We start from the raw sequence: 23,282 nt of genomic DNA, 5'->3' as shown, positions 1-23,282 counted from the left end.
TGAGGCGGTCTGTAGGGAAAGAGCGGATCTGTAGTGGAGGAGCGGTCGCGTAATTGACGGGAGATGCGCCGATCTTCACTCGTGTGGGTGACCCGGCCCGGCGCGTCTCCCCGATGCCGCGCCCCACTGTCACGCCGCCGGGCCCCGGGCGTTCCCGGAACCCGCATATGTCCTGGCATCCTTGGCGGAGTACGCGTGGGAATCCTGCGCGGTGACCCCCGACCCGAACCAGGAGCCCGGCCACGTGACCCCCGTGAGCAGCCACTCACCGCATGGCCAGTCGCCGTTGCGCACCGTGCAGGTGCTGGGCGGAGGCAACGCGGCCAGCAGTGCGCATGTGCGCTCCCTGGCCGCGGGGCTCGTTGCGCGGGGCGTGAAGGTCACGGTGTGCGCCCCTTATGAGGCGGACCAGGCCTATGACTTCAGCGGTGCCGGGGCCGACCATGTGCATGTGCCGCGCAGCAGTGACCCGGTGTCGGTGGCGGCCCTGCGGGCGGCCTGTGCCGACGCCGACCTGGTGCACGCGCACGGGCTGCACGCCTCGTTCCGTACCGTGCTCGCCCTCAGCGGGCGGCGGGTGCGCACTCCGCTCGTCGTGACGTGGCACGACCGGGCGCATGCCGACGGGGCCCGCGCCCATCTGCTGCGAGTCCTGGAGCGGCGGGTCGTGAAGGCCGCCACCGTGGTGCTGGGGACGACCTCGGCCCTCGTGGACCGGGCGCGGCTCACCGGCGCGCGGGACGCGCGGCTCGCAGCCGTCGCGCTGCCCGGCCCCCGCAGGCCCGTGGAGCCCGACGACCCCGACCGGCTGCGGCCGAAGGTGCGTGCCGAACTCGGCGCCATCGGACGGCCGTTGCTGATCGCCGTCGGCTCCCTGGAGCGGCACCGGGGATACGACGTGCTGCTGGACGCCGCGCGCGCCTGGCGCCGGCTCGATCCCGTGCCCCTGGTGGTGATCGCGGGCGAGGGGCCGCTGCGCGGTGAACTCCAGGAGCGGATCGAGGGCGAGGGACTGCCCGTCCGCCTCATCGGGCGGCGCGAGGACATCACCGACCTGCTCGCCGCCGCCGACCTCGCCCTGCTGCCGAGCCGGTGGGAGGAGGCACGCTCCGTCCTCGCCCAGGAGGCCCTCCACGCGCGCGTGCCGCTCGTCGCGACCGACGTCGGCGGCATCCCGGAACTCGTCGGCGACGCGGCCGAACTCGTCCCGCGCGGCGACGCGGAGGCGCTCGCCGGAACGGTCGTACGCCTGCTCGGCGACCCCGAGCGCCGGGAGCTGCTGAAGGCCAAGGGCACGCGGCAGGCGGCGACCTGGCCGAGCGAGGACGAGACGGTCGCCCAAGTGCTCAGCGTTTACGACGAGTTGACGCAGCCCCGGCCCCTCGCATAGACACCCCCGGCCCCTCGCTCAGACCCCGCCGGGTCTCAGGGGACGTGTCTGCGGGCCCGCAGGGCCAGGCTCAGGGCCAGAACCGTCTGCGGGTCGTCGAGGTCCGTGCCCAGCAACTCCCCGATGCGCGCCAGGCGGTTGTAGAGCGTCTGCCGGTTGAGGTGGAGCTCACGGGCCGTCTCCGCCTTGCGTCCCGCGTGGGCGAGGTAGGTCGACAGGGTGGGCAGCAGCGACGGACGGGAGCGCCGGTCGTGCTCCAGGAGCGGGCCGAGGGCCCGGTCGACGAAGGCGGCCAGGTCCGGATGGTCGCGCAGCCGCCACAGCAGCAGGTCGATGTCCAGCCGGCGGGCGTCGTACCAGGGCCGGTCCGGCAGGCCCTGGGCCGCCGTGGCCGTCTCGGCCGCGTGCCGCAGGCCCGATGCCGCAGCCGTCCAGCCGCCCGGCACCCCCACGACCACCACCGGCGGCTGCCCGCCCGGCCGCAGCATCCCGGCCCGGCCGGCCCCGGCCCGCAGCGCCGCCGCGACCCGTTCCGCCACCGTCGCCCGCTCCGGCTCCGCGCGCAGCCCCAGCAGCACCAGCACCCGGCCCTCCACCGGCCGCACCCCGAGCAGCACCGGCACGCCCACCGAGGCCAGTTCCTCGGACACCGCCCGGGCCAGCACGGCCCAGCCTCCCCCCGGCGACAGCGTGTCCCCGAGCCGCATGACGACCGGCAGCAGCGGGCCGTCACTCGGCCGGAAGCCCAGCACGCGGGCCTGCGCCGGGGCGTCCTGCGCCGTGACCCGGCCCTCGGCGAGGTCCGTGAGGAAGTCGCCGCGCCCGCGCGCCGCCAGCTCCTCCTCCTGCCGCGCCTGCATCAGCACCACGGCCAGGATGCCCGCGGCCCGCTCCGCCGCCATCCGGTGCACCAGCGCCAGGGGAGCCCGTACGGGCAGCAGCACGAGCCGCGCGCGGACGCCTCCGCTGCCGGGCCCGCCGCCCGGCACGTCCACCAGGACCGAGCCCGCGAGCGGCGGCTCGTCCTTGTGCTGGCCGCGCAGCCCCTCCCACACCTGGAGCGGGTCCGCGCCCTCGGGACCCTCCCCGGCGGCGTACAGCAACTGCCCGTCCGCCGTCTCCAGGAAGACGGGATTGCCGCCGAAGTCGGCCAGGATGCCGAGGACTTGAGGTACCCCGCCGCCGCCCAGCAGGGCCTCCGTGCACCGCCGGTGCACCTCCTCGGCCCGCTGGAGCAGCGCGTAGTGCCCGTTGACGATCTCGGTGTGGATCTCCTCCGTGACCGTGACGAACGGCACCTCGCGGTGCAGCTGGACGAGCGGCAGCCCGGCCGAGCGGGCCGTGTCGACGAGGGCGGCGGGCAGCCGCGTGAAGCGCGGGCCGAGCTCCACGACCAGGGCGGTGATGCCGCGCTCGGCCAGCGTGCGCACGAACGCCCGCTGTTCGGCCGGGCGGGTGCCGAGGCCGTAGCCCGTGGTCAGCAGCAGCTCGCCGCCCTTGAGCAGCGAGGCGATGTGCGGCACCTCACCGGCGTGCACCCAGCGCACGGTCCGCCCCAGCCGGTCGGCGCCCGCCAGCACCTCGGGCAGCCCGCTGCGCAGACCCGGCAGCTCCAGTGCCCGCTGCACGGTGATCCCGGCGCCCTGGGTGCCGTAGCCGCTGTCCGTCGCGCTGTCCATGAGCCGGACGCTACCCGCGCGGGTGCGTGTCGGACATCTCAGGGACGACCGAACCCGGATTACGCCGCAGGCGACCGGGTACGGGCGCGGTCATGGACATCAGCGTGGTCGACGTGGGGCGGGAGGACGACAGTCCGGTCGAGGAGCCGTTGCGGGTGGCGGTGCTCGCCGACCGGCTCGGGTACCGGGAGGTGTGGGCGGGCGAGGGACCGACGTGGGACTCGTTCGTCCTGGCGACGGCGATCGGCGCGGCCACCGGGCAGGCGACCCTGACGGCCGGTCCCGTGCCGGTGTCGGTGCGCGACCCGCTCACCATCGTGCGGGGCGCCGCGTCCACCGCGGCCGTCACCGGCCGGCCCGTCGGCGTGGCCCTGGGCACGTCCAGCAAGCGGGTCGTCGAGGGCGTGCACGGCCGGCCGCGGACCCGGCCCGCCGCCGCGCTGACGGAGTCGGCGGCGGCCGTGCGCGCGCTGATGGACAGCCGGCCGGGCGAGCCGATCGTGCCCGGCAGCGGCTTCCCGCGCCGGCTGCCGCCGCCCGGAGGCCTGCTCACCGTCGCGGCGTTCGGGGAGCGCGCGGTCGCCGCGGCCGTCGAGCACGCCGACCGGATGCTGCTCGACCTCGTCTCCCCCGAGCAGGTCCGCATGCTGCGGGCCCGGATGCTCGCCGCCGCCGAGCGGGCCGGGCGTACGCCGCCGAAGCTGGCCGCCTGGCTGCCCGCCGCCGTGGATCCGGAGCCGGAGACGCTCACGCAGGTCCTGCGCAGTGCCGTCGGCTATCTCGCCGTGCCGGGCTACAGCGACATGTTCGTCGAGGCGGGGTTCGCCGAGGTCGTGGAACTGGCCGCCAAGGGAGCCGACCCGGACACCCTGCTGCGGGCCCTGCCGCCCCGGGCAGCGGACACGGTCGCCCTCGTCGGCGACGCCGGAACCGTCCGCGCCCGCATGGACGCCTACGCCGAGGCCGGCCTCGACGAGATCGCCCTCGTCCCCGCCACGGCGGGCGACCCGGCGGGGGAGCGCACGCTCACGGCCCTCAGGCCGGAGTGACACCCCCGAGGGCCGCCCCGCTCAGCCGCCGTACGCGCCGGAAGCCGTCAGCCGCAGTGCGGTGTCGATCAGCGGCACGTGGCTGAACGCCTGGGGGAAGTTGCCCACCTGGCGCTGGAGGTGCGGGTCCCACTCCTCCGCCAGCAGGCCGAGGTCGTTGCGCAGCGACAGCAGCTTCTCGAACAGCTTGCGGGCCTCGTCCACGCGGCCGATCATCGCCAGGTCGTCGGCCATCCAGAACGAGCAGGCGAGGAACGCGCCCTCGTCGCCGGGCAGGCCGTCGACGCCCTCGTTGTCGCCCTGCGTCGGGTAGCGCAGGATGAAGCCGTCCGGCGTGGACAGCTCCCGCTGGATCGCCTCGATGGTGCCGATGACCCGCTTGTCGTCCGGCGGCAGGAAGCCCATCTGCGGGATCAGCAGCAGCGACGCGTCCAGCTCCTTCGAGCCGTACGACTGCGTGAAGGTATTGCGTTCCTTGTCGTAGCCCTTCTCGCAGACATCACGGTGGATGTCGTCGCGCAGTTCCTTCCACCGCTCCAGCGGGCCGTCCGCGTCGCCGGACTCGATCAGCTTGATCGTGCGGTCGACGGCGACCCAGGCCATCACCTTGGAGTGCACGAAGTGGCGGCGCGGGCCGCGCACCTCCCAGATGCCCTCGTCCGGGTCCTGCCAGTGGTCCTCCAGGTAGCGGATCAGCTTCAGCTGGAGAAGGGAGGCGTAGTCGTTGCGCGCCAGGCCCGTCATGTGGGCCAGGTGCAGGGCCTCGGTGACCTCGCCGTAGACGTCCAGCTGGAGCTGGTGCGCGGCGCCGTTGCCGACCCGGACCGGGGTGGAGCTCTCGAAGCCCGGCAGCCAGTCCAGCTCCGCCTCGCCGAGCTCCCGCTCACCGGCGATGCCGTACATGATCTGGAGGTTCTCCGGGTCGCCGGCCACGGCCCGCAGCAGCCACTCGCGCCAGGCGCGGGCCTCCTCGCGGTAGCCGGTGCGCAGCAGGGAGGACAGCGTGATCGCCGCGTCGCGCAGCCACGTGTAGCGGTAGTCCCAGTTGCGGACACCGCCGATGTCCTCGGGCAGGGAGGTGGTCGGCGCGGCGACGATGCCACCGGTCGGGGCGTACGTCAGGGCCTTCAGCGTGATCAGCGAGCGGACCACGGCCTCCCGGTAGGGGCCGTGGTACGTGCAGTGGTCGACCCACTCGCGCCAGAAGTCCTCCGTCGCCTCCAGCGACTGCTCCGGCTCGGGCAGCGGCGGCGGCTCCTTGTGCGAGGGCTGCCAGGAGATCGTGAACGCGATCCGGTCACCCGGTGCGACCGTGAAATCCGCGTACGTCGTCAGCGACTTGCCGTACGTCTCGGCGGATGTGTCGAACCACACGGAGTCGGGGCCCGCCACGGCCACCGTGCGCCCGTCGTGCTTGTGCACCCACGGCACCACCCGCCCGTAGGAGAAGCGCATGCGCAGAGCCGAGCGCATCGGCACGCGGCCCGAGACGCCCTCCACGATCCGGATCAGCTGCGGGGCGCCGTCACGCGGCGGCATGAAATCGGTCACGCGGACCGTGCCCCGCTGGGTGTCCCACTCGGATTCCAGGATCAGCGAGTCACCGCGGTAGCTGCGCCGGGCCGCGGTGGGCGGCTGCTGGTCGGAGGCGTACGCCGGTCCGAGCCGCCAGAAGCCGTGTTCCTCGGTGCCCAGCAGGCCGGCGAAGATGGCGTGCGAGTCGAAGCGGGGCAGGCACAGCCAGTCCACCGTGCCGTCCCGGCAGACCAGGGCAGCGGTCTGCATGTCTCCGATGAGTGCGTAGTCTTCGATGCGCCCGGCCACGTGCAACTCCAGTCGAACGGCCACGTCACCCCGCAAGGGGGCTGTCGCTAGTGCGGTCAAGGGGATTTTCAGCAAGTCTTGCAATGCATCGTTGAGCGATGAAGCAAAACAGGTCGCTTGCCGTGATGCAAAGCGCCAATTGTTGCTCAACGAACTGTCGAGCTCACGTTGTTCCGGTACTTCCGGGCGGGGGTGGTGCCGTTGGGCCGGCGGGCTCGGCAGCGAGTGTCCGAGCAGGATACGACGCACGCCGATGTTCCGGGTGCCCGTCCAGGCAAGGCGAGTACGCCGAACGAGTGAGCAAGGGGTGAGAGACCGGTGAGGGCGACCGTCTCCGTGTCGAGATGTGTGCGGAGCGTGGCCGGAAGCCATCGCCCCGCGGCGCTGATACGCTGGTAGCCCGTGGACCGGTGGGCAGCAAACCCCCGAACCGCAGCGACGGCGACCCCCCGGAAACCTCCGGCAGGCAGCCGTACCGCACCCCCAGACCGCGACCACGGGAGCCCCGTCTTGGCCATGCCGCCCGCCGCATTTCGTAATTCGACGACCAAGCACATCTTCGTCACCGGGGGTGTCGCCTCCTCGCTCGGCAAGGGCCTGACGGCCTCCAGCCTCGGCATGCTGCTCAAGGCCCGGGGCCTGCGCGTCGTGATGCAGAAGCTCGACCCGTACCTGAACGTCGACCCCGGCACGATGAACCCCTTCCAGCACGGTGAGGTGTTCGTCACCAACGACGGCGCCGAGACCGACCTGGACATCGGCCACTACGAGCGCTTCCTCGACCGCGACCTGGACGGTTCCGCGAACGTCACCACCGGCCAGGTGTACTCGACTGTGATCGCCAAGGAGCGGCGCGGCGAGTACCTGGGCGACACCGTGCAGGTCATCCCGCACATCACCAACGAGATCAAGCACCGCATCCGCCGCATGGCGACGGACGAGGTCGACGTCGTGATCACCGAGGTCGGCGGCACGGTCGGCGACATCGAGTCGCTGCCGTTCCTGGAGACCGTCCGCCAGGTCCGGCACGAGGTCGGCCGCGACAACGTGTTCGTGGTGCATATCTCGCTCCTGCCGTACATCGGCCCCTCGGGTGAGCTGAAGACGAAGCCCACCCAGCACTCGGTTGCGGCCCTACGCAACATCGGTATCCAGCCGGACGCGATCGTGCTGCGCTGCGACCGCGAGGTCCCGACCGCGATCAAGCGGAAGATCTCGCTGATGTGCGACGTCGACGAGGCCGCCGTCGTCGCCTGCCCCGACGCCCGCTCGATCTACGACATCCCGAAGACCGTGCACGGCGAGGGCCTGGACGCCTATGTCGTCCGCAAGCTCGACCTGCCGTTCCGCGACGTCGACTGGACGACCTGGGACGACCTGCTCGACCGCGTCCACAACCCCGACCACGAGATCACCCTCGCGCTGGTCGGCAAGTACATCGACCTGCCCGATGCCTACCTGTCGGTCACCGAGGCGCTGCGCGCCGGCGGCTTCGCCAACCGGGCCCGCGTGAAGATCAAGTGGGTCACCTCCGACGACTGCAAGACCCCGGCGGGCGCCGCGGCGCAGCTCGGCGACGTCGACGGCATCTGCATCCCCGGCGGCTTCGGCGACCGCGGTGTGCTCGGCAAGGTCGGCGCGATCAAGTACGCCCGCGAGAACAAGATCCCGCTGCTCGGCCTCTGCCTCGGCCTGCAGTGCATCGTGATCGAGGCCGCGCGCAACCTGGCCGACATCGGCGACGCCAACTCCACCGAGTTCGACCCGGCCACCGCCCACCCGGTCATCTCCACGATGGCCGAGCAGCTCGACATCGTCGCCGGTGAGGGCGACATGGGCGGCACCATGCGGCTCGGCATGTACCCGGCGAAGCTGGCCGAGGGCTCGATCGTGCGCGAGGTGTACGACGGCAAGGAGTACGTCGAGGAGCGCCACCGGCACCGCTACGAGGTGAACAACGCCTACCGCGCCGAGCTGGAGAAGCGGGCGGGCATCCTGTTCTCCGGCACGTCCCCGGACGGCAAGCTCGTCGAGTACGTCGAATACCCGCGCGACGTCCACCCGTACCTGGTCGCCACCCAGGCGCACCCGGAGCTGCGCTCGCGGCCGACCCGCCCGCACCCGCTGTTCGCCGGGCTCGTCAAGGCCGCGGTCGAGCGGAAGACTTCGAAGTAACACACCAGTTGTACGGTGGCCGGGGTGCATCCCTTCAAAGGGTGTGCACCCCGGTTTCTTTTCGGCACGTCGGGCCCGGCACGCGCAGTCGCGCCGGGCATCTGGAAGGACAGCCATGACGATCAAGGACACCCCGGAGGAGTGGGAGATCCGGGCGACGGACACCCCCTTCGTGGGCAACAAGACCTCCGTCCGCACCGACGACGTGGTCATGCCCGACGGCACCGTGGTCGGCCGCGACTACCAGGTCCACCCCGGCTCCGTGGCCGTCCTCGCCCTCGACGAGGCCGACCGCGTCCTGGTCCTGCGCCAGTACCGCCACCCCGTGCGCCACAAGCTGTGGGAGATCCCGGCCGGTCTGCTCGACGTCCCCGGCGAGAACCCGCTGCACGCGGCGCAGCGCGAGCTGTACGAGGAGGCGCACGTCAAGGCCGAGGACTGGCGGGTGCTGGCCGACGTCTACACCACCCCCGGCGGCTGTGACGAGGCCGTCCGGATCTTCCTCGCCCGCAATCTGTCCGAGGCCGAGGGCGAGCGCTTCGCGGTCGAGGAGGAAGAGGCCGACATGGAGCTCGACCGGGTGCCGGTCGACGACCTCGTCCGGGGTGTGCTGGCCGGGGAACTGCACAACAACTGCCTCGTCGTGGGCGTCCTCTCCCTGGTGGCCGCGCGCGCCGGCGACGGCCTGGACGCCCTGCGCCCGGCCCAGGCGCCGTGGCCGGCGCGTCCCTTCGAGGCGTGAAGGGACGTGGAGGGGTCTGAAGGGCCGTGGAGGGTCTGAGGGGGTCTGAACCCCACCCTGCCTCCCGTGCGGTGTGAAGATCGGCTGATCCGATCGAGGGATGTGCCCGCCGTGTCCGTCGTGCTCCGGCCGGGGCGTTGCAGAGCGTGAACTAGGCTCTGTTCACGCCCGGACCGGAGTCCCGGCGGGCTTGTGCGTGTGGTGGGACGGGAGTGTGGCCCGTGACGGATCAGGTCGTTGAGACAGGCGACGTGCGGCTGGCCGGACACGCCTGCGGTGAGAGCCGATTCCTGGGCCGCACGCGGGAGTTGAAGGGACTGCGCGCCGACATCGAGCGTGCCGGACTCGACACCCTCGCCGGCCGCAAGGCCCCACGCGCGCGCGTGCTGCTCATCGCCGGCCGGCCCGGCTCGGGGCGCACCGCCCTCGCCGAGGAACTCGTCCGGCAGATCGCGGACCGTTACCCCGACGGGGTGCTGCGCGCCCGCCTGAGCGAGCCCGACGGCACCCCCGTACCCGTCGGGCGCACCGCCCGGGACCTGCTCGCCGCCCTGGACCAGGAGGCCCCGGCCGGAGCCTGCGAGGACGACCTCACCGAGGCCCTGCGCACCGCCCTGGCCGACCGCCGGGCACTGCTCCTGCTGGACGACGCGGCCGAGGCCGAGCAGGTCGACGCCCTGCTGCCCGACACCCCGGAGTGCCTGGTCGTCGCGGTCTCCGAGGGCCCGCTGACCGGCATCTCGGACGTCCGCCCCTGCACCCTGGGCGGCCTGGACGCCAAGTCCGGGGTGGAGCTGCTGTCCCGGCACACCGGCTCGGTCCGCATCACCGTCGACCCCCGGGCCGCCGAGGGCCTCGCCGAGGAGTGCCAGGGGCAGCCGGCCGCGCTCATGCTGGCGGGCGGCTGGCTCGCCGCCCGCCCCAAGGCGGCCGTCTCCGACCTCGCCAAGCAACTCCGCGCCGAGGACGGCGAGGGCACCGCACTGAACCGGGTCTTCCGCCTCGCCTACGCCGCCCTGCCCGCAACGGCCGCCCGGATGCTGCGCCTGCTCGCCCTCGCCCCGGCCGGACTGGTCGACCCGCATACCGCCTCCGCGCTCGTCGGCTGCTCGGTCGACAGCGCCCGCACCACCCTCGACGACTTCGTCGCCCTCGGTTTCCTGCACGCGGTGGACTCACCGCTGCCGCAGTACGAGGTGCCGGGCTGTCTGCACGACCGGCTCCGCGTCCTCGCCGAGCACCACGAGCGCCCGGCCGAGCTCCAGCTGGCCCGCGCCCGCATGCTGGAGCGGACGGTACGGCTGCTCCAGGCCTGCCGGGCGATCACCGAGACCGACAGCCCCCAGGCCCGCCAGAAGCTCCTCGACCTGCCGCGTGCCCTGCGCTTTCCCACGCCCCGGGAGGCCGCCGACTGGCTGCGCGTGACCCGGCCCGCCCTGCTGGCCTCGGCCCGGCTCGCGGTCGCCGACGGGCAGCTGGACACCCTGGCCCGGCGGCTGATGTCCCAGCTGGTGCGGGCCATGGTGGCGCATGTCGGCACGCAGGCGGCGGCGCCCGACCTGTACGACATCCACAGCCTGCTCCTCGACGTGGCCGAGCGCCGGAACCTGCCGAGGGAGCGGGCCGCCGCCCTGCTCAACCTCGGCGACCTCGACGCCCGGACCGGCCGCACGACCGACGCGCTGGCCCGCTACCGCGCCGCGCTGGACGCCGGACGCGAGGTGAACGATCCGTATGCGACCGGCCGCGCGATGGAATCCGTAGGCGGTGCGCATCTGGAGCTCGGTGACTTCGACCGGGCCGCCGACTGGTTCGGCCGGGCCCTGGTCGAGCGGCTCGCCCGGGACGAGCGCGCCGAGGCCGCCCGGCTCTACGGGCGGATCGCCGCCGCCCACACCTTCGCCGGCCGCTACGGCGAGGCCCTGCGGAACTGGCGCGCGGCGATCGCCGGGCACCGCAGATACGGCGACGTGGCCGCCCAGGCGCGGGCGCTGAGCGAGTTGGCGCGGGTCCAGGAGTACGCGGGCCGGCCCGAGGAGTCGCTGCGTACCTGCCGGGAGGCCGTGGAATGGGCGCGGCGGGCCGAGGACACGCGGTTGCAGGCCGCGCTGCACCTGCGGGTCGCCGACACCCTCGAACACCTCGGCGACCCCGCGTCGGCCCGGCTGCACCGCGGCGCCGCCGAGCGCATCCTCGGGGAGCACCAGGAGGACGACGAGGGGCCCGTGACCGCCTCCGACGGCGACTCACAGCGGAAATCGGAGCCTGACACCTGCGAAATCCGTGGCGCATCCGCTGAAGATTGATGCAATGAAAGGCTAGACAGCGGGAACACCTTCATTAGACTGGCTCTGCCGCACGTTCTCCTGCGGTCTCTCCCGGTGTGCCCGCGCGCGCCCGGGTATGTCTAGTAATGCACCCATACCCTCTGAGCCAAGGACCGTGATCGACGTGAAGGTCGGCATCCCCCGCGAGGTCAAGAACAACGAGTTCCGGGTGGCCATCACCCCCGCCGGCGTGCACGAGCTGGTGCGTCATGGCCACCAGGTCGTCATCGAGCGCGGCGCCGGCGTCGGCTCCTCGATCACGGACGAGGAGTACGTGGCCGCCGGTGCGCGGATCCTGGACACCGCCGACGAGGTCTGGGCCGCCGCCGACCTGCTGCTGAAGGTCAAGGAGCCCATCGCCGAGGAGTACCACCGCCTCCGCAAGGACCAGACGCTCTTCACCTACCTGCACCTGGCCGCCTCCAAGGAGTGCACGGACGCCCTGCTCGAGTCCGGCACCACCGCGATCGCCTACGAGACCGTCGAGCTGCCGAGCCGCGCGCTGCCGCTGCTCGCGCCGATGTCCGAGGTCGCGGGCCGGCTGGCCCCGCAGGTCGGCGCCTACCACCTGATGCGCGCCAACGGCGGCCGCGGCGTGCTGCCCGGCGGCGTCCCCGGCGTGCCGGCCGGGCGGGCCGTCGTCATCGGCGGCGGCGTCTCCGGCTGGCAGGCGGCGCAGATCGCCATCGGCCTGGGCTTCCACGTGACCCTGCTCGACAAGGACGTGAACAAGCTCCGCGAGGCGGACAAGATCTTCGGCACGAAGATCCAGACCGTCGTCTCCAACGCCCTGGAACTGGAGAAGGCCTGCCTGGAGGCCGACCTCGTCATCGGCGCGGTGCTGGTCCCCGGAGCCAAGGCCCCCAAGCTGGTCACCAACGAGCTCGTCTCGCGGATGAAGCCCGGAAGTGTCCTTGTCGACATCGCGATCGACCAGGGCGGCTGCTTCGAGGACTCCCGTCCGACCACCCACGCCGAGCCGACCTTCCAGGTCCACAACTCGGTCTTCTACTGCGTCGCCAATATGCCCGGCGCGGTGCCGAACACCTCCACCTACGCGCTGACCAACGCCACGCTGCCCTACATCGTGGAACTCGCCGACCACGGCTGGGCGGAGGCGCTGCGCCGCGACCCGGCGCTGGCCAAGGGTCTCAACACCCACGACGGCAAGGTCGTTTACAAGGAGGTCGCCGAGGCGCACGACGTCGAGCACGTCGAGCTGTCCTCGCTGCTCGGCTGAGCCCTGCGGGCCGACGAGTCGACCAAGTCACCTACCCGTAAAGGCGATACGTCAACACAGGTCGTCAACGCCGCGCACCCGGCCGGACCTTGCCCGACAAGGTCCGGCCGGATGTGTGTATGGTCACTTCGCGATTCTCGGGCAACTCGCCTCGAACGTAACCCTTCAACCGATTCGCACACCGGTGAAACCTGCCGTGCGACGGCCGTACGCCCTTGACAGCGGGATGTTTCATTGCCGACACATCGGGCCGGGTCCGGCGGATTGTGTTGCTGCGGACGCCCGACACGCCATAGAGTCGCCAACCGTCGGCATGGTGCCACGCTGACCTGTCTAGAAGTTTCCTGGTCACCAAGGAGGTAAGACGACTTGTGAATGAGTCGACATTTACTCCCGGGGGTGGTCAACCAGGAATGCCTGCACGGGGCCAGGGTCCCGCGGGGTTCGCTGCTGTCGGCTCCGTCGCTGTGCGCACCTTCGCAGCCCACCAGAGTCAGCAGACGACTCACACTGCACACCAGAAGATGGATGGCCATCACGTGAACGCCATGGCCGGCGACGGAAGTGGCGCGCCCCACAACCACTTCGCCGACTACGACGAACTGCCCGAGGGGCACTTCTACGACCCCGACGCGGAGTACGAGCCCGACCCCGAGTACGCGGCCACTCTCGCGCCCGACGCGGCCAGACAGCGCCGGGAGCGCATCGGCCCGACCGGACGCCCGCTGCCGTACTTCCCGATCCCGGGCCCACTGACCGACCACGGACCCGCGAAGATCATCGCGATGTGCAACCAGAAGGGCGGCGTCGGCAAGACCACGTCGACCATCAACCTGGGTGCCGCGCTCGCGGAGTACGGACGCCGGGTCCTGCTCGTGGACTTCGACCCGCAGGGCGCGCTGTCGGTCGGACTCGGCGTCAACCCGATGGAACTCGACCTCACCGTCTACAACCTGCTCATGGAGCGGGGAATGGCGGCCGACGAGGTGCTGCTGAAGACGGCGGTCCCCAATATGGACCTGCTGCCCAGCAACATCGACCTGTCGGCGGCCGAGGTCCAGCTCGTCTCCGAGGTCGCCCGCGAGTCGACCCTGCAGCGCGCGCTGAAGCCGCTGCTGGACGACTACGACTTCATCGTCATCGACTGCCAGCCCTCGCTCGGCCTGCTCACGGTGAACGCCCTGACGGCCGCGCACAAGGTGATAGTGCCTCTGGAGTGCGAGTTCTTCGCGCTGCGCGGTGTGGCCCTGCTGACCGAGACCATCGAGAAGGTCCAGGAGCGGCTCAACCCCGACCTGGAGCTCGACGGGATCCTCGCCACGATGTACGACTCACGCACGGTGCACAGCCGTGAGGTGCTCGCGCGTGTCGTCGAGGCCTTCGACGATCACGTCTACCACACGGTCATCGGGCGCACGGTCCGGTTCCCGGAGACCACGGTCGCCGGTGAGCCGATCACCACGTACGCCTCCAACTCCGTCGGTGCCGCCGCCTACCGCCAGCTCGCCAGGGAGGTGCTCGCCCGGTGTCACGCCGAGTGAGTCTGCCGGGGGCCGACGAACTCTTCCGTACGACAGGGGGGATGGCGCTTCAGTCGTCCCAGCCCAGGCGCCAGGCCAACGGCGACGCCCGGGTGCCCGCTCCGGCGGGGGAGGGCGACGCGGTGGCGGCAGCGGCCACGGCCGCGGAGGACGTGCCGCAGTCGGTGCCGGCGCGGGGCGGTGACGGCGAGGGCGCGGAGCATGTCGCGGCGGACGCGGAGTCGGCCGAGGCCGGGGAGTCCCGCAGCCGCTCCGGCTCCGCCCGTCGGCAGGCGGCGCAGGAAGGTTCTGCCGCGGGTGCGGCCGGTGCCGCCGCCGCGGCACCCCGCAAGCGCGGGCGGGCCGCCGCACGCCGCCCCAGCGGCCGTGAGCGGCACGACGAGAAGATCACGGTCTACGTGTCGGCCGAGGAGCTCATGGACCTGGAGCACGCCCGTCTCGTGCTCCGCGGGGAGCACGGCCTGGCCGTCGACCGCGGCCGCATCGTCCGCGAGGCGGTCGCCGTGGTCCTCGCCGACCTGGAGACCCGCGGGGACGCCAGCATCCTCGTACGACGGCTGCGCGGGCGCTAGCGGTAGCCTGCGGGGGCCATGACCTCGAACGCCTCCCCACCACCCCCCGGCGGCCCGTCCGGGCGTCGGCGTGCGCTGGGACGGGGGCCGGTGGCTCCGCCGGTTGAGCCGTTGGACCCGGTCGAGCCCGGTGGGCTTGCCGGGGGCACCGCCGAGCCGGGCGTGACGTCCGAGGAGACGGAGACCGCCGGGTCGGGTGTCCGGGCCGCGGAGGCAGCGGCCGGCGCGCAGGCGCCTGTTGCCGAGGAGTCGCCCGACGTCGTGGAGCGGCAGGTCCCTGCCGAGCCGGGGACGGTGGCCGGAACGAGTCGACCGGAGTGTGCGGCGGGGCCTGCCCAAGTGGAGTCCGCGGCTGTCACTGCTACCGGGGCGGGCCGTGAGGGCGCTTCCCCGAAGGTGGACGACGCATCCGGGCCCGGGCCCGAGGCCGGTCATCCGGCGACGGGGCGTGAGCATCCCGCCCCGGGGCCGGTGGCTGCGGCTGAGACCGCCCCTCCGGCCGCTGAGCCCGTGGAGACCGGGCCCCGGCACGAGGCTCTCGCTTACGCCTCGGCGCCCGATACCCACGTCGAGATCGCCGTTCCGCAGTCGGGAGCCGAGGCTGTTCCCCCGCGGGCCCCGGCCGAAGCCGGGGCGGCCCCCGGGGCGCGGGCCCCGCAGGGCCGGGACGAGTCGGGGAGCACCGACCAGCCTTCGGCCGACGGCGCCGGCGGCGACGACGGGGTCTTCAAAGTCCGGCTCGCCAATTTCGAGGGGCCCTTCGATCTGCTGCTGCAGCTGATCTCCCGGCACAAGCTGGACGTCACCGAGGTCGCGCTGTCCAAGGTGACCGACGAGTTCATGGCGTACATCCGGGCCATGGGGCCGGACTGGGACCTGGACGAGACGACCGAGTTCCTCGTCGTCGCGGCCACACTGCTCGATCTGAAGGCGGCACGGCTGCTGCCCGCCGCCGAGGTCGAGGACGAGGCCGACCTCGCGCTGCTCGAAGCCCGGGACCTGCTGTTCGCCCGGCTGCTGCAGTACCGCGCGTACAAGCAGATCGCCGACATCTTCAGCGGGCGGCTCGACGACGAGGCCCGGCGCTATCCGCGTACCGTCGGCCTCGAACCCCACCATGCCGAGCTGCTGCCCGAGGTGGTCATCAGCATCGGCGCGGAAGGGTTCGCCAAGCTCGCCGTGAAGGCGATGCAGCCCAAGCCCAAGCCGCAGGTGTACGTCGACCACATCCACGCCCCGCTGGTCAGCGTGCAGGAGCAGGCGGGGATCGTGGTCGCCCGGCTCAAGGAGCTCGGCGAGGCCCGCTTCCGGGAGCTCGTGGCGGACACCGACGACACCCTGACCGTCGTGGCCCGGTTCCTGGCGCTGCTGGAGCTGTACCGCGAGAAGGCCGTCGAGCTGGAGCAGGAGACCGCGCTCGGCGAGCTGCTCGTGCGGTGGACCGGCGGGGACGGGGACGAGGCCCCGACCGTCACGGACGAGTTCGACCGGCCGCCCGAGCCGCCGAAGGAGGAGAAGAAGGCATGAGCCAGGAAGCCACCGACGTCCCGGCCGGGCTGCGTGCCGTCGCCGGCCTCGACCTCAAGCCCGCTCTGGAGGCCGTCCTGATGGTGGTGGACGAGCCCGCGACCGAGGAGCACCTCGCGAAGATACTGGAGCGTCCAAGGCGCCAGATCGCGGACGCGCTGCGCGAGCTGGCCGACGAGTACACCGTCCAGGGGCGCGGCTTCGAACTGCGGTTCGTGGCGGGCGGCTGGCGGTTCTACACTCGCGCCGAGTACGCCCCGGCCGTCGAGCGTTTCGTGCTGGACGGCCAGCAGGCCCGCCTCACGCAGGCCGCCCTGGAGACCCTGGCCGTCGTCGCCTACCGGCAGCCGGTCAGCCGCAGCCGGGTCTCCGCGGTACGCGGAGTCAACTGCGACGGCGTCATGCGCACCCTCCTGCAGCGGGGTCTGATCGAGGAGGCGGGCACGGAACCCGAAACAGGTGCGATCCTGTACACGACGACGAACTACTTTCTGGAGCGGATGGGCCTGCGCGGTCTGGACGAGCTCCCGGAACTCGCGCCCTTCCTCCCGGAGGCGGAGGCGATCGAGGCCGAGACCCAGGAAGGCGTACCGTCGTTCGACCCGGACGCGCCTGATGACGACGTGCCGGGCCGCCGCCCGGTCACCCCGGGTACCGACGACGAAGACGACCAGACGGACATTTGATGCGAAGCAGCGGCAGCGGCAAGAGCGGCGGACGCGGTAACCACCGCGGCGCCGGTAACAACAGGGACCAGAAGCAGGGGCAGGGCCGCCCCAGCAAGCCCCGCCCCGAGGAGCGCCGCTACGACGTGGGCCCCGGAGCGACGAAGGAGGGACCCAAGTCCGGGCGCGGCGGTGCCGCGCGCGGCGGCGCCAAGGGCGGACCGAAGCAGCCCCAGCAGCGTGGACGTACGGCCCCGGCACGCCCTCGCGAGTACGAGGCGCAGATCGAGGAGCGCAACCGCGACCGGTACGCCGGGAAGAAGGACGTCAAGCTGCCCAAGACCTTCCCGGGCGCCGAGCAGGAGGGCGAGCGCATCCAGAAGGTCCTCGCCCGCGCGGGCTTCGGCTCCCGGCGCGCCTGCGAGGAGCTGATCGAGCAGGCCCGGGTCGAGGTCAACGGCGAGATCGTGCTGGAACAGGGGCGGCGGGTCGACCCGGAGAAGGACGAGATCAAGGTCGACGGGTTGACCGTCGCCACGCAGGCCTACCAGTTCTTCGCGCTGAACAAGCCCGCCGGTGTCGTCTCCACCATGGAGGACCCGGAGGGCCGGCAGTGCCTCGGTGACTACGTCACCAACCGCGAGACCCGGCTCTTCCACGTCGGCCGGCTCGACACCGAGACCGAGGGTGTCATCCTGCTGACCAACCACGGTGAGCTGGCGCACCGGCTGACCCACCCCAGGTACGGCGTGAAGAAGACCTACCTCGCGCACATCGTGGGCCCGATCCCGCGCGACCTGGGCAAGCAGCTCAAGGACGGCATCCAGCTGGAGGACGGCTACGCGCGCGCGGACCACTTCCGGGTCGTCCAGCAGACCGGCAAGAACTACCTCGTCGAGGTCACCCTGCACGAGGGCCGCAAGCACATCGTGCGCCGGATGCTCGCGGAGGCCGGATTCCCGGTCGACAAGCTGGTGCGCACCGCCTTCGGCCCGATCACCCTCGGCGACCAGAAGTCCGGCTGGCTGCGGCGGCTGTCCAACACGGAGGTCGGCATGCTGATGCAGGAAGTCGATCTCTAGGCTTACGCGCACAGCCCGGGTGCCGCGAGTTCCCCGTGCCTTTCGGGGCGCGGGGACGGAAGGACTTCTGACATGGCCACGCTCGTCTCCAAGCAAGCCGCCACCGGAGCGCTGACCGGGCTCGCCCTGGGGGACGCGCTGGGGTATCCGACCGAGTTCAGCGACGTGCCGACGATCGTCGCCAAGCACGGACCGTGGCGCGAACTGGCGTTGCCGAAGAGGGCTTACGTCTCCGACGACACGCAGATGACGCTGGCCCTCGGACGGGCGGTGCGCACGGCGATGGACCGGGGGCTGCTCACGCCGTTGCGACTGGTCCGTCCCTTGCGTGAGGAGTTCGTGGACTGGTACCAGTCGCCGGAGAACAACCGGGCTCCGGGCCGCACCTGCCTGAAGGCCTGCTGGGTGCTGAAGGACGAGTCCCGCCCCTGGCAGGACGCCAGTCAGATCCACTCCAAGGGCTGCGGCGCCAACATGCGGGTCGCGCCCCTGGGGCTGGTCCCCGGCCTGAGCGACGAACAGCGCGCGGGTGCCGCCCAGTTGCAGTCCGCCCTCACCCACGGGCACCCCACCGCGCTCGCCGCGTCCGACCTCACCGCGCACGCCGTACGGCTGCTCGCGCAGGGCGCCGAGCCGGCCGGGCTGATCGGTCTGCTCCGTACGTACGCCCTGGACAACCGCAGCCACTACCACGAGCGCTGGCTCGGCGACCTGTGGCGCCGGGCCCAGGACCGGAGCCCCGAGCAGTTCATCGCGCGCGGCTGGGACGAGTGCCTGGCGATCCTCGACCGGCTCCAGCAGGCCGTGGGCACCGTCTCGCCGGAGGACGACCCGTGCCTGGCCACCGGCGAGGGCTGGATCGCCGAGGAGGCCCTGGCGACCGGGCTGCTGTGCTTCCTGCTCTTCCCCGACGAGCCGCTCACGGCCCTGCGCCGCGCCGCCTGCACCGCCGGCGACTCGGACTCCATCGCCTGCCTGGCGGGCGCCTTCGCCGGTGCGTACCTGGGTGCGGAGTGCTGGCCGGGCGAATGGGCCGACCGGATCGAGTACCGGAGCGACCTGCTGACCCTCGGCGCGCTCTGGGACGCGTGACGGAGCCGAGCGGTTGCGGGGCGCGCTCGGCGAGGTACAGGAGGCCTCAGTCCTGGCGCCGGCCCCGGTCGTCCGCGACGCCCTGCACGACCTCGTCGTACGGGACGACCTCGTCGTACGGGTCCGCCTGGAGGGCTGAGGCGCGGCGGGCGCGGGCGAGGAAGTCCTCCACGCGCCGCCGGTCCGGTGCGGCCGGGAGCGGGCCGCGGCCTGCGGCCTCGGCGGCCTCCTGCTCCAGGCGGGTCATCCAGGACTCGACCTCGGACCAGGGCACCTCGCCGCGCTTCACCGCGAGCAGCGGCTCGCGGTGGTCGCCGACGTCCACCGTGAGCGAGCCCGTGCTCAGCAGGTCCCGGGCGCTGATGAGCAGGCGCAGCAGATGCATCGCGTGTTTCCAGCGCGGGGCGCCGTGGGTGCGGACGTCGGCTTCCAGCTTGCGGCGCTGGCCGTGCGCGTACCGAATGAACGTCTCGTGGACCCGCCGGGACAGAAACGCGCCGCGCAGGGCGAGCAGCTCGCGGCCGGTGGCGTCGGCGTACTCCACGAGCGGGGAGTGCAGGCACTCCAGGATGTTGGGATTGGCGCGCAGGGCCAGCTCGCAGAAGCGTTCCAGCTCCCAGCTGAACTGCTCCTCGGCCGGGCCCTCGACGTGCGTCGGCGGCTTGTCGAAGCGCCAGAACAGAGGCGTGGGAGCCAGGAACACGCCACGGCGGTCGGTGTCGCTGTCGTCCGTCGCCAGCCCGAAGGCGCGCGAACCCATCACACAGGCGTAGATCGTGTGGTCGCGTACCAGGGCCTCGGGCTGCATGCCCGGGAGCGTACGCGGGCCCTCACGTCAGGCGAACCGAGTTTCCCTCCACGGTGATCTGCTCGGCGGGCAGCGGCCGCGTCGCCGGGCCGTGGGCCACCGAGCCGTCGGCGATGCGGAACTTGCTGCCGTGACAGACGCAGTTGATGGTGCCGTCGGAGACGGACGCCACCGTGCAGCGCTGGTGGGTGCAGATCGCCGAGAAGGCCTTGAACTGTCCCTGCTCGGGCTGGGTCACCACGACTTCTTCCTCCTTGAAGATCTTGCCGCCGCCGACGGGGATCTCGTCCGTGGAGGCCAGCTCCTGACCGGCCGCCTCCCGGCCGGTGGGGGAGCTCGTCGACGCGGAACCGTTGTCGTCGCCGCCCCCGCCGCAGGCCGCGACGAGCGCCGCCGCGCCCGTCGCGCCCGTCGCGAGGAGAACCGTGCGGCGTGTGGTCTCGTAGGTCATGTCGTCACTCCAAGAGGGCAGGAGAGGGGTAAATCGGAATTCTCGGAATCTTTGCATCGAAAATACCCAAGGAGTGGTAAGCCCGGTGTCTCACCGGATGGGCGCCGCGCACCCCGGCCGCGCGGGCTGACTAGGCTTGACGCACAGAGCGACACACAGCGACACGCACGTCAGCAAGGAGCATCGCCGTGGCGGTACGAGCGGTCCGGGGCGCCGTCCAACTCGAACGGGACGAGGCCGGGCACATGGACGAGCAGGTCGGAGCCCTGCTCACGGCCATCCTGGAGCGCAACGACCTCACCGCCGAGGACCTCATCAGCATCTGGTTCACGGCCACGCCCGACCTGCACAGCGATTTCCCGGCGGCCGCCGCCCGCAAGCTCGGCATCGTCGACGTCCCGCTGATCTGCGCCCAGGAACTGGACATCGAGGGCGCCATGCCGCGTGTCGTCCGGGTCCTCGCGCACATCGAGTCCGACAAGCCCCGCGCCGACATCGCGCACGTCTACCTCGGCGCCGCGGGCGCCCTGCGCAAGGACATCGCCCAGTGAGGACCGCACTCGTCATCGGCACCGGGCTCATCGGCACGTCCGCCGCCCTCGCCCTGTCCCAGCGGGGCGTCACCGTGCACCTCGCCGACCACGACCCGGAACAGGCCCGTACGGCCGCCGCGCTCGGCGCCGGCACGGACGAGGCGCCGGACGGGCCCGTCGACCTCGCGATCGTCGCCGCCCCGCCCGCCCACGTGGCCGACGTGCTCGCCGACGCCATGCGCCGCGGTGTGGCGCGCGGCTACCTCGACGTCGCCAGCGTCAAGGGCGGGCCGCGCCGCGAACTGGAGGCCCGCGGCCTCGACCTGACGGCGTACCTGGGCACGCACCCCATGTCGGGCCGGGAGAAGTCCGGCCCGCTCGCCGCCACCGGCGACCTCTTCGAGGGCCGCCCCTGGGTGCTCACCCCGACCCGGGACACCGACACCGAGGTGCTGAACCTCGCCCTGGAGCTGGTCTCGCACTGCCGTGCCGTGCCGGTCGTGATGGACGCCGACGCCCACGACCGTGCCGTCGCCCTCGTCTCCCACATGCCGCACCTGGTCTCCAGCCTGGTCGCCGCGCGCCTGGAGCACGCCGAGGAGGCCGCCGTACGGCTGTGCGGGCAGGGCATCCGGGACGTGACGCGGATCGCCGCCTCCGACCCCGGGATGTGGATCGACATCCTCTCCGCGAACCCCGGGCCGGTCGCCGACCTGCTCACGGACGTCGCCGCCGACCTGGAGGAGACCGTGCGGGCCCTGCGCGCCCTGCAGTCCGCCGACGAGGACAAGCGCCGCGACGGCACGACCGGCATCGAGGACGTCCTGCGGCGCGGCAACGCCGGGCAGGTCCGCGTGCCCGGCAAGCACGGATCCGCCCCGCGGGCCTACGAGGTCGTGGCCGTGCTCATCGACGACCAGCCGGGACAGCTGGCCCGGATCTTCGCGGACGCGGGCAGGGCCGGCGTCAACATCGAGGACGTGCGCATCGAGCACGCGACGGGGCAGCAGGCCGGTCTGGTGCAGCTGATGGTGGAGCCGAAGGCGGCGCCCGTACTGAGTGCCGCGCTGCGGGACCGTGGCTGGGCGATCCGGCAGTAGGGCATGCTGGATGTGGCTGAGCGACGCGCGGCCGGACGAGTGACCCGCACCCAGTAACCTTGTGCGGGGCCGTCGCGCCCTCACCCCCGCCAGCCCGGTTCAGGAAGGTCCCACAGTGGAAAGCGCCACGCCAGTGATTGTCGCCATCGACGGCCCCGCCGGCACGGGCAAGTCGAGCACCTCGAAGGCCGTGGCGGCACAGCTCGGGCTGAGCTACCTGGACACCGGCGCCCAGTACCGGGCGATCACCTGGTGGATGGTGACCAACGGCATCGACATCGACGACCCCGCCGCCATCGCAGCGGCGGCCGGCAAGCCGGAGATCGTCTCCGGCACCGACCCGCAGGGCCCCACCATCACCGTCGACGGCGTCGACGTGGCCGGCCCGATCCGCACCCAGGAGGTCTCCTCCAAGGTCAGCGCCGTCAGCGCGGTGCCCGAGGTGCGCGCCCGGATCACCGAGCTCCAGCGTTCGATCGCGGCCTCCGCGGAGAGCGGCATAGTGGTCGAGGGCCGCGACATCGGCACGACCGTGCTGCCGGACGCCCACCTGAAGATCTTCCTCACCGCCTCCCCGGAGGCGCGTGCCGCCCGCCGCAGCGGTGAGCTGAAGGGCGCCGACGTGCACTCCACCCGCGAGGCCCTGATCAAGCGGGACGCGGCCGACTCCAGCCGCAAGACCTCGCCGCTCGCCAAGGCGGACGACGCGGTCGAGGTGGACACCACCGAGCTCACGCTGGCCCAGGTCATCGAGTGCGTCGTCACCCTCGTCGAGGAGAAGCGGGCCGGGAAGTGAACCTGCCTTCGGAAAAGGGCGCCGAGGTCGGTCGGCGCATCGGCGTCGGCCTGATGTACGGGCTGTGGAAGCCGCGCGTGCTCGGCGCCTGGCGCGTGCCCACGACCGGCCCGGTGATCCTCGCCGTCAACCACTCCCACATGATCGACGGCCCGATGGTCATGGGCGTGGCGCCCCGGCCGACGCACTTCCTGATCAAGAAGGAAGCGTTCATCGGCCCGCTCGACCCCTTCCTGACCGGCATCGGCCAGGTCAAGGTGGACCGCGACACCACCGACCGCACGGCGATCACCCGGGCGCTGGGCGTGCTGGAGAACGGCGGCGTCCTCGGCATCTTCCCGGAGGGCACCCGGGGCGAGGGCGACTTCGCCTCGCTGCGCGCCGGGCTCGCGTACTTCGCGGTGCGCAGCGGCGCCCCGGTCGTGCCGGTCGCCGTGCTGGGAAGTTCCGAGAAGCGGGGACGGTTGATAAAGGGGCTGCCTCCGCTGCGGTCCCGCGTCGACGTCGTCTTCGGGGAGCCCTTCGAGGCGGGCGACGGCAGCGGGCGCCGTACGCGCACGGCGCTGGACGAGGCGACCGGGCGCATCCAGAAGCAGCTCGCCGCCCACCTGGAAAACGCCAGGCGCTTCACCGGGCGCTAGGCAACACTGAGTAGTGGATCAGCCCGCGGGACAGCGGGTACTCCACCG

The 23,282-nt window shown here is 72.3% G+C and carries 20 protein-coding genes; 16 read left to right on the top strand and 4 right to left on the bottom strand.

What is annotated here, in order from left to right; translation table 11 throughout:
- Positions 1–244 precede the first annotated feature (244 nt).
- Complete coding sequence (locus ACIBL4_RS22110) at positions 245–1,390, top strand: glycosyltransferase family 4 protein (protein WP_399412559.1); 1,146 nt, start codon at positions 245–247, stop codon at positions 1,388–1,390.
- Positions 1,391–1,425: 35 nt separating this feature from the next.
- Here the strand turns inward: ACIBL4_RS22110 and ACIBL4_RS22105 are convergent, their stop codons facing one another.
- Positions 1,426–3,069, bottom strand: a complete 1,644-nt coding sequence (locus tag ACIBL4_RS22105; RefSeq protein WP_399412557.1) for a PucR family transcriptional regulator — start codon at positions 3,067–3,069, stop codon at positions 1,426–1,428.
- A gap of 92 nt (positions 3,070–3,161) precedes the next feature.
- Here ACIBL4_RS22105 and ACIBL4_RS22100 point away from each other — a divergent pair, with 92 nt between their 5' ends.
- Positions 3,162–4,118, top strand: coding sequence for an LLM class F420-dependent oxidoreductase (locus ACIBL4_RS22100; protein WP_399412555.1), 957 nt, complete (start codon positions 3,162–3,164; stop codon positions 4,116–4,118).
- A gap of 21 nt (positions 4,119–4,139) precedes the next feature.
- Here ACIBL4_RS22100 and ACIBL4_RS22095 read toward each other — a convergent pair whose 3' ends face one another.
- Positions 4,140–5,942, bottom strand: coding sequence for a glycoside hydrolase family 15 protein (locus tag ACIBL4_RS22095; protein ID WP_399412553.1), 1,803 nt, complete (start codon positions 5,940–5,942; stop codon positions 4,140–4,142).
- A gap of 516 nt (positions 5,943–6,458) precedes the next feature.
- On the opposite strand from ACIBL4_RS22095, the gene ACIBL4_RS22090 reads away from it, so the two are divergent.
- From ACIBL4_RS22090 to ACIBL4_RS22045, 10 genes are all read left to right on the top strand, one after another.
- On the top strand, positions 6,459–8,117 hold the full coding sequence (locus ACIBL4_RS22090; protein ID WP_397628120.1) for a CTP synthase: 1,659 nt from the start codon (positions 6,459–6,461) through the stop codon (positions 8,115–8,117).
- A 115-nt stretch (positions 8,118–8,232) separates the two neighbouring features.
- Entirely contained in the window at positions 8,233–8,859 is a 627-nt protein-coding gene (locus ACIBL4_RS22085; protein ID WP_399412551.1) for an NUDIX domain-containing protein, read from the top strand.
- A 221-nt stretch (positions 8,860–9,080) separates the two neighbouring features.
- The gene (locus ACIBL4_RS22080) at positions 9,081–11,165 is read left to right on the top strand and encodes a tetratricopeptide repeat protein (RefSeq protein ID WP_399412549.1); all 2,085 of its coding nucleotides are present in this window, start codon (positions 9,081–9,083) and stop codon (positions 11,163–11,165) included.
- A gap of 136 nt (positions 11,166–11,301) precedes the next feature.
- On the top strand, positions 11,302–12,426 hold the full coding sequence (ald, locus tag ACIBL4_RS22075) for an alanine dehydrogenase (RefSeq protein WP_399412547.1): 1,125 nt from the start codon (positions 11,302–11,304) through the stop codon (positions 12,424–12,426).
- Positions 12,427–12,839: 413 nt separating this feature from the next.
- A complete protein-coding gene (locus tag ACIBL4_RS22070; protein ID WP_399412544.1) occupies positions 12,840–13,967 on the top strand; it encodes a ParA family protein in 1,128 nt (375 codons plus the stop codon).
- Positions 13,952–14,539 (top strand): hypothetical protein, encoded by a 588-nt coding sequence (locus ACIBL4_RS22065; protein WP_399412542.1) that lies wholly within the window; start codon positions 13,952–13,954, stop codon positions 14,537–14,539. Before ACIBL4_RS22070 ends, ACIBL4_RS22065 begins: the two co-directional genes overlap by 16 nt.
- A 396-nt stretch (positions 14,540–14,935) precedes the next feature.
- Positions 14,936–16,066, top strand: coding sequence for a segregation and condensation protein A (locus ACIBL4_RS22060; RefSeq protein WP_399412540.1), 1,131 nt, complete (start codon positions 14,936–14,938; stop codon positions 16,064–16,066).
- Positions 16,063–16,752, top strand: a complete 690-nt coding sequence (scpB, locus tag ACIBL4_RS22055) for an SMC-Scp complex subunit ScpB (protein ID WP_399412538.1) — start codon at positions 16,063–16,065, stop codon at positions 16,750–16,752. Before ACIBL4_RS22060 ends, scpB begins: the two co-directional genes overlap by 4 nt.
- Complete coding sequence (locus ACIBL4_RS22050) at positions 16,752–17,813, top strand: pseudouridine synthase (RefSeq protein ID WP_399412536.1); 1,062 nt, start codon at positions 16,752–16,754, stop codon at positions 17,811–17,813. Before scpB ends, ACIBL4_RS22050 begins: the two co-directional genes overlap by 1 nt.
- A gap of 72 nt (positions 17,814–17,885) precedes the next feature.
- Complete coding sequence (locus tag ACIBL4_RS22045) at positions 17,886–18,905, top strand: ADP-ribosylglycohydrolase family protein (protein WP_399412534.1); 1,020 nt, start codon at positions 17,886–17,888, stop codon at positions 18,903–18,905.
- 46 nt (positions 18,906–18,951) lie between these two features.
- Here ACIBL4_RS22045 and ACIBL4_RS22040 read toward each other — a convergent pair whose 3' ends face one another.
- Together ACIBL4_RS22040 and ACIBL4_RS22035 are read right to left on the bottom strand one after the other, a co-directional pair.
- On the bottom strand, positions 18,952–19,713 hold the full coding sequence (locus ACIBL4_RS22040; RefSeq protein ID WP_399412532.1) for a DNA polymerase beta superfamily protein: 762 nt from the start codon (positions 19,711–19,713) through the stop codon (positions 18,952–18,954).
- A 22-nt stretch (positions 19,714–19,735) separates the two neighbouring features.
- Entirely contained in the window at positions 19,736–20,164 is a 429-nt protein-coding gene (locus tag ACIBL4_RS22035) for a Rieske (2Fe-2S) protein (RefSeq protein WP_399412530.1), read from the bottom strand.
- Positions 20,165–20,352: 188 nt separating this feature from the next.
- Between ACIBL4_RS22035 and aroH the strand changes: the two genes are divergently transcribed.
- The 4 genes from aroH to ACIBL4_RS22015 all read left to right on the top strand — a co-directional run bounded on the left by aroH (position 20,353) and on the right by ACIBL4_RS22015 (position 23,234).
- Positions 20,353–20,715, top strand: coding sequence for a chorismate mutase (gene aroH / locus ACIBL4_RS22030; RefSeq protein ID WP_184982189.1), 363 nt, complete (start codon positions 20,353–20,355; stop codon positions 20,713–20,715).
- Positions 20,712–21,797 carry a prephenate dehydrogenase gene (locus tag ACIBL4_RS22025; RefSeq protein WP_399412527.1) on the top strand — a complete coding sequence of 362 codons (1,086 nt, stop codon included), beginning with the start codon at positions 20,712–20,714 and terminating at the stop codon, positions 21,795–21,797. The genes aroH and ACIBL4_RS22025 overlap by 4 nt, the downstream gene beginning before the upstream one ends.
- A 115-nt stretch (positions 21,798–21,912) precedes the next feature.
- Positions 21,913–22,593: a (d)CMP kinase gene (cmk, locus tag ACIBL4_RS22020; protein ID WP_399412525.1), complete on the top strand. Its 681-nt coding sequence runs from the start codon at positions 21,913–21,915 to the stop codon at positions 22,591–22,593.
- A complete protein-coding gene (locus ACIBL4_RS22015) occupies positions 22,551–23,234 on the top strand; it encodes a lysophospholipid acyltransferase family protein (protein WP_399412523.1) in 684 nt (227 codons plus the stop codon). The genes cmk and ACIBL4_RS22015 overlap by 43 nt, the downstream gene beginning before the upstream one ends.
- Positions 23,235–23,282 lie beyond the last annotated feature (48 nt).

Source organism: Streptomyces sp. NPDC050416, assembly GCF_044458845.1.
In the GTDB taxonomy this organism is placed as follows: domain Bacteria; phylum Actinomycetota; class Actinomycetes; order Streptomycetales; family Streptomycetaceae; genus Streptomyces.
The sequence above is the reverse complement of the archived record's forward strand: the minus strand, read 5'-3'. Positions and strand labels throughout refer to the sequence as shown.

What these genes read in the sequence shown, in the direction of transcription:
- ACIBL4_RS22035 (WP_399412530.1), bottom strand. Translation starts at nt 20,164, where the DNA reads ATGACCTACGAGACCACACGCCGCACGGTTCTCCTCGCGACGGGCGCG.
- ACIBL4_RS22090 (WP_397628120.1), top strand. Translation starts at nt 6,459, where the DNA reads ATGCCGCCCGCCGCATTTCGTAATTCGACGACCAAGCACATCTTCGTC.
- ACIBL4_RS22100 (WP_399412555.1), top strand. Translation starts at nt 3,162, where the DNA reads ATGGACATCAGCGTGGTCGACGTGGGGCGGGAGGACGACAGTCCGGTC.
- ACIBL4_RS22045 (WP_399412534.1), top strand. Translation starts at nt 17,886, where the DNA reads ATGGCCACGCTCGTCTCCAAGCAAGCCGCCACCGGAGCGCTGACCGGG.
- ACIBL4_RS22105 (WP_399412557.1), bottom strand. Translation starts at nt 3,069, where the DNA reads ATGGACAGCGCGACGGACAGCGGCTACGGCACCCAGGGCGCCGGGATC.
- ACIBL4_RS22070 (WP_399412544.1), top strand. Translation starts at nt 12,840, where the DNA reads ATGCCTGCACGGGGCCAGGGTCCCGCGGGGTTCGCTGCTGTCGGCTCC.
- ACIBL4_RS22040 (WP_399412532.1), bottom strand. Translation starts at nt 19,713, where the DNA reads ATGCAGCCCGAGGCCCTGGTACGCGACCACACGATCTACGCCTGTGTG.
- ACIBL4_RS22085 (WP_399412551.1), top strand. Translation starts at nt 8,233, where the DNA reads ATGACGATCAAGGACACCCCGGAGGAGTGGGAGATCCGGGCGACGGAC.
- scpB (WP_399412538.1), top strand. Translation starts at nt 16,063, where the DNA reads ATGAGCCAGGAAGCCACCGACGTCCCGGCCGGGCTGCGTGCCGTCGCC.
- ACIBL4_RS22050 (WP_399412536.1), top strand. Translation starts at nt 16,752, where the DNA reads ATGCGAAGCAGCGGCAGCGGCAAGAGCGGCGGACGCGGTAACCACCGC.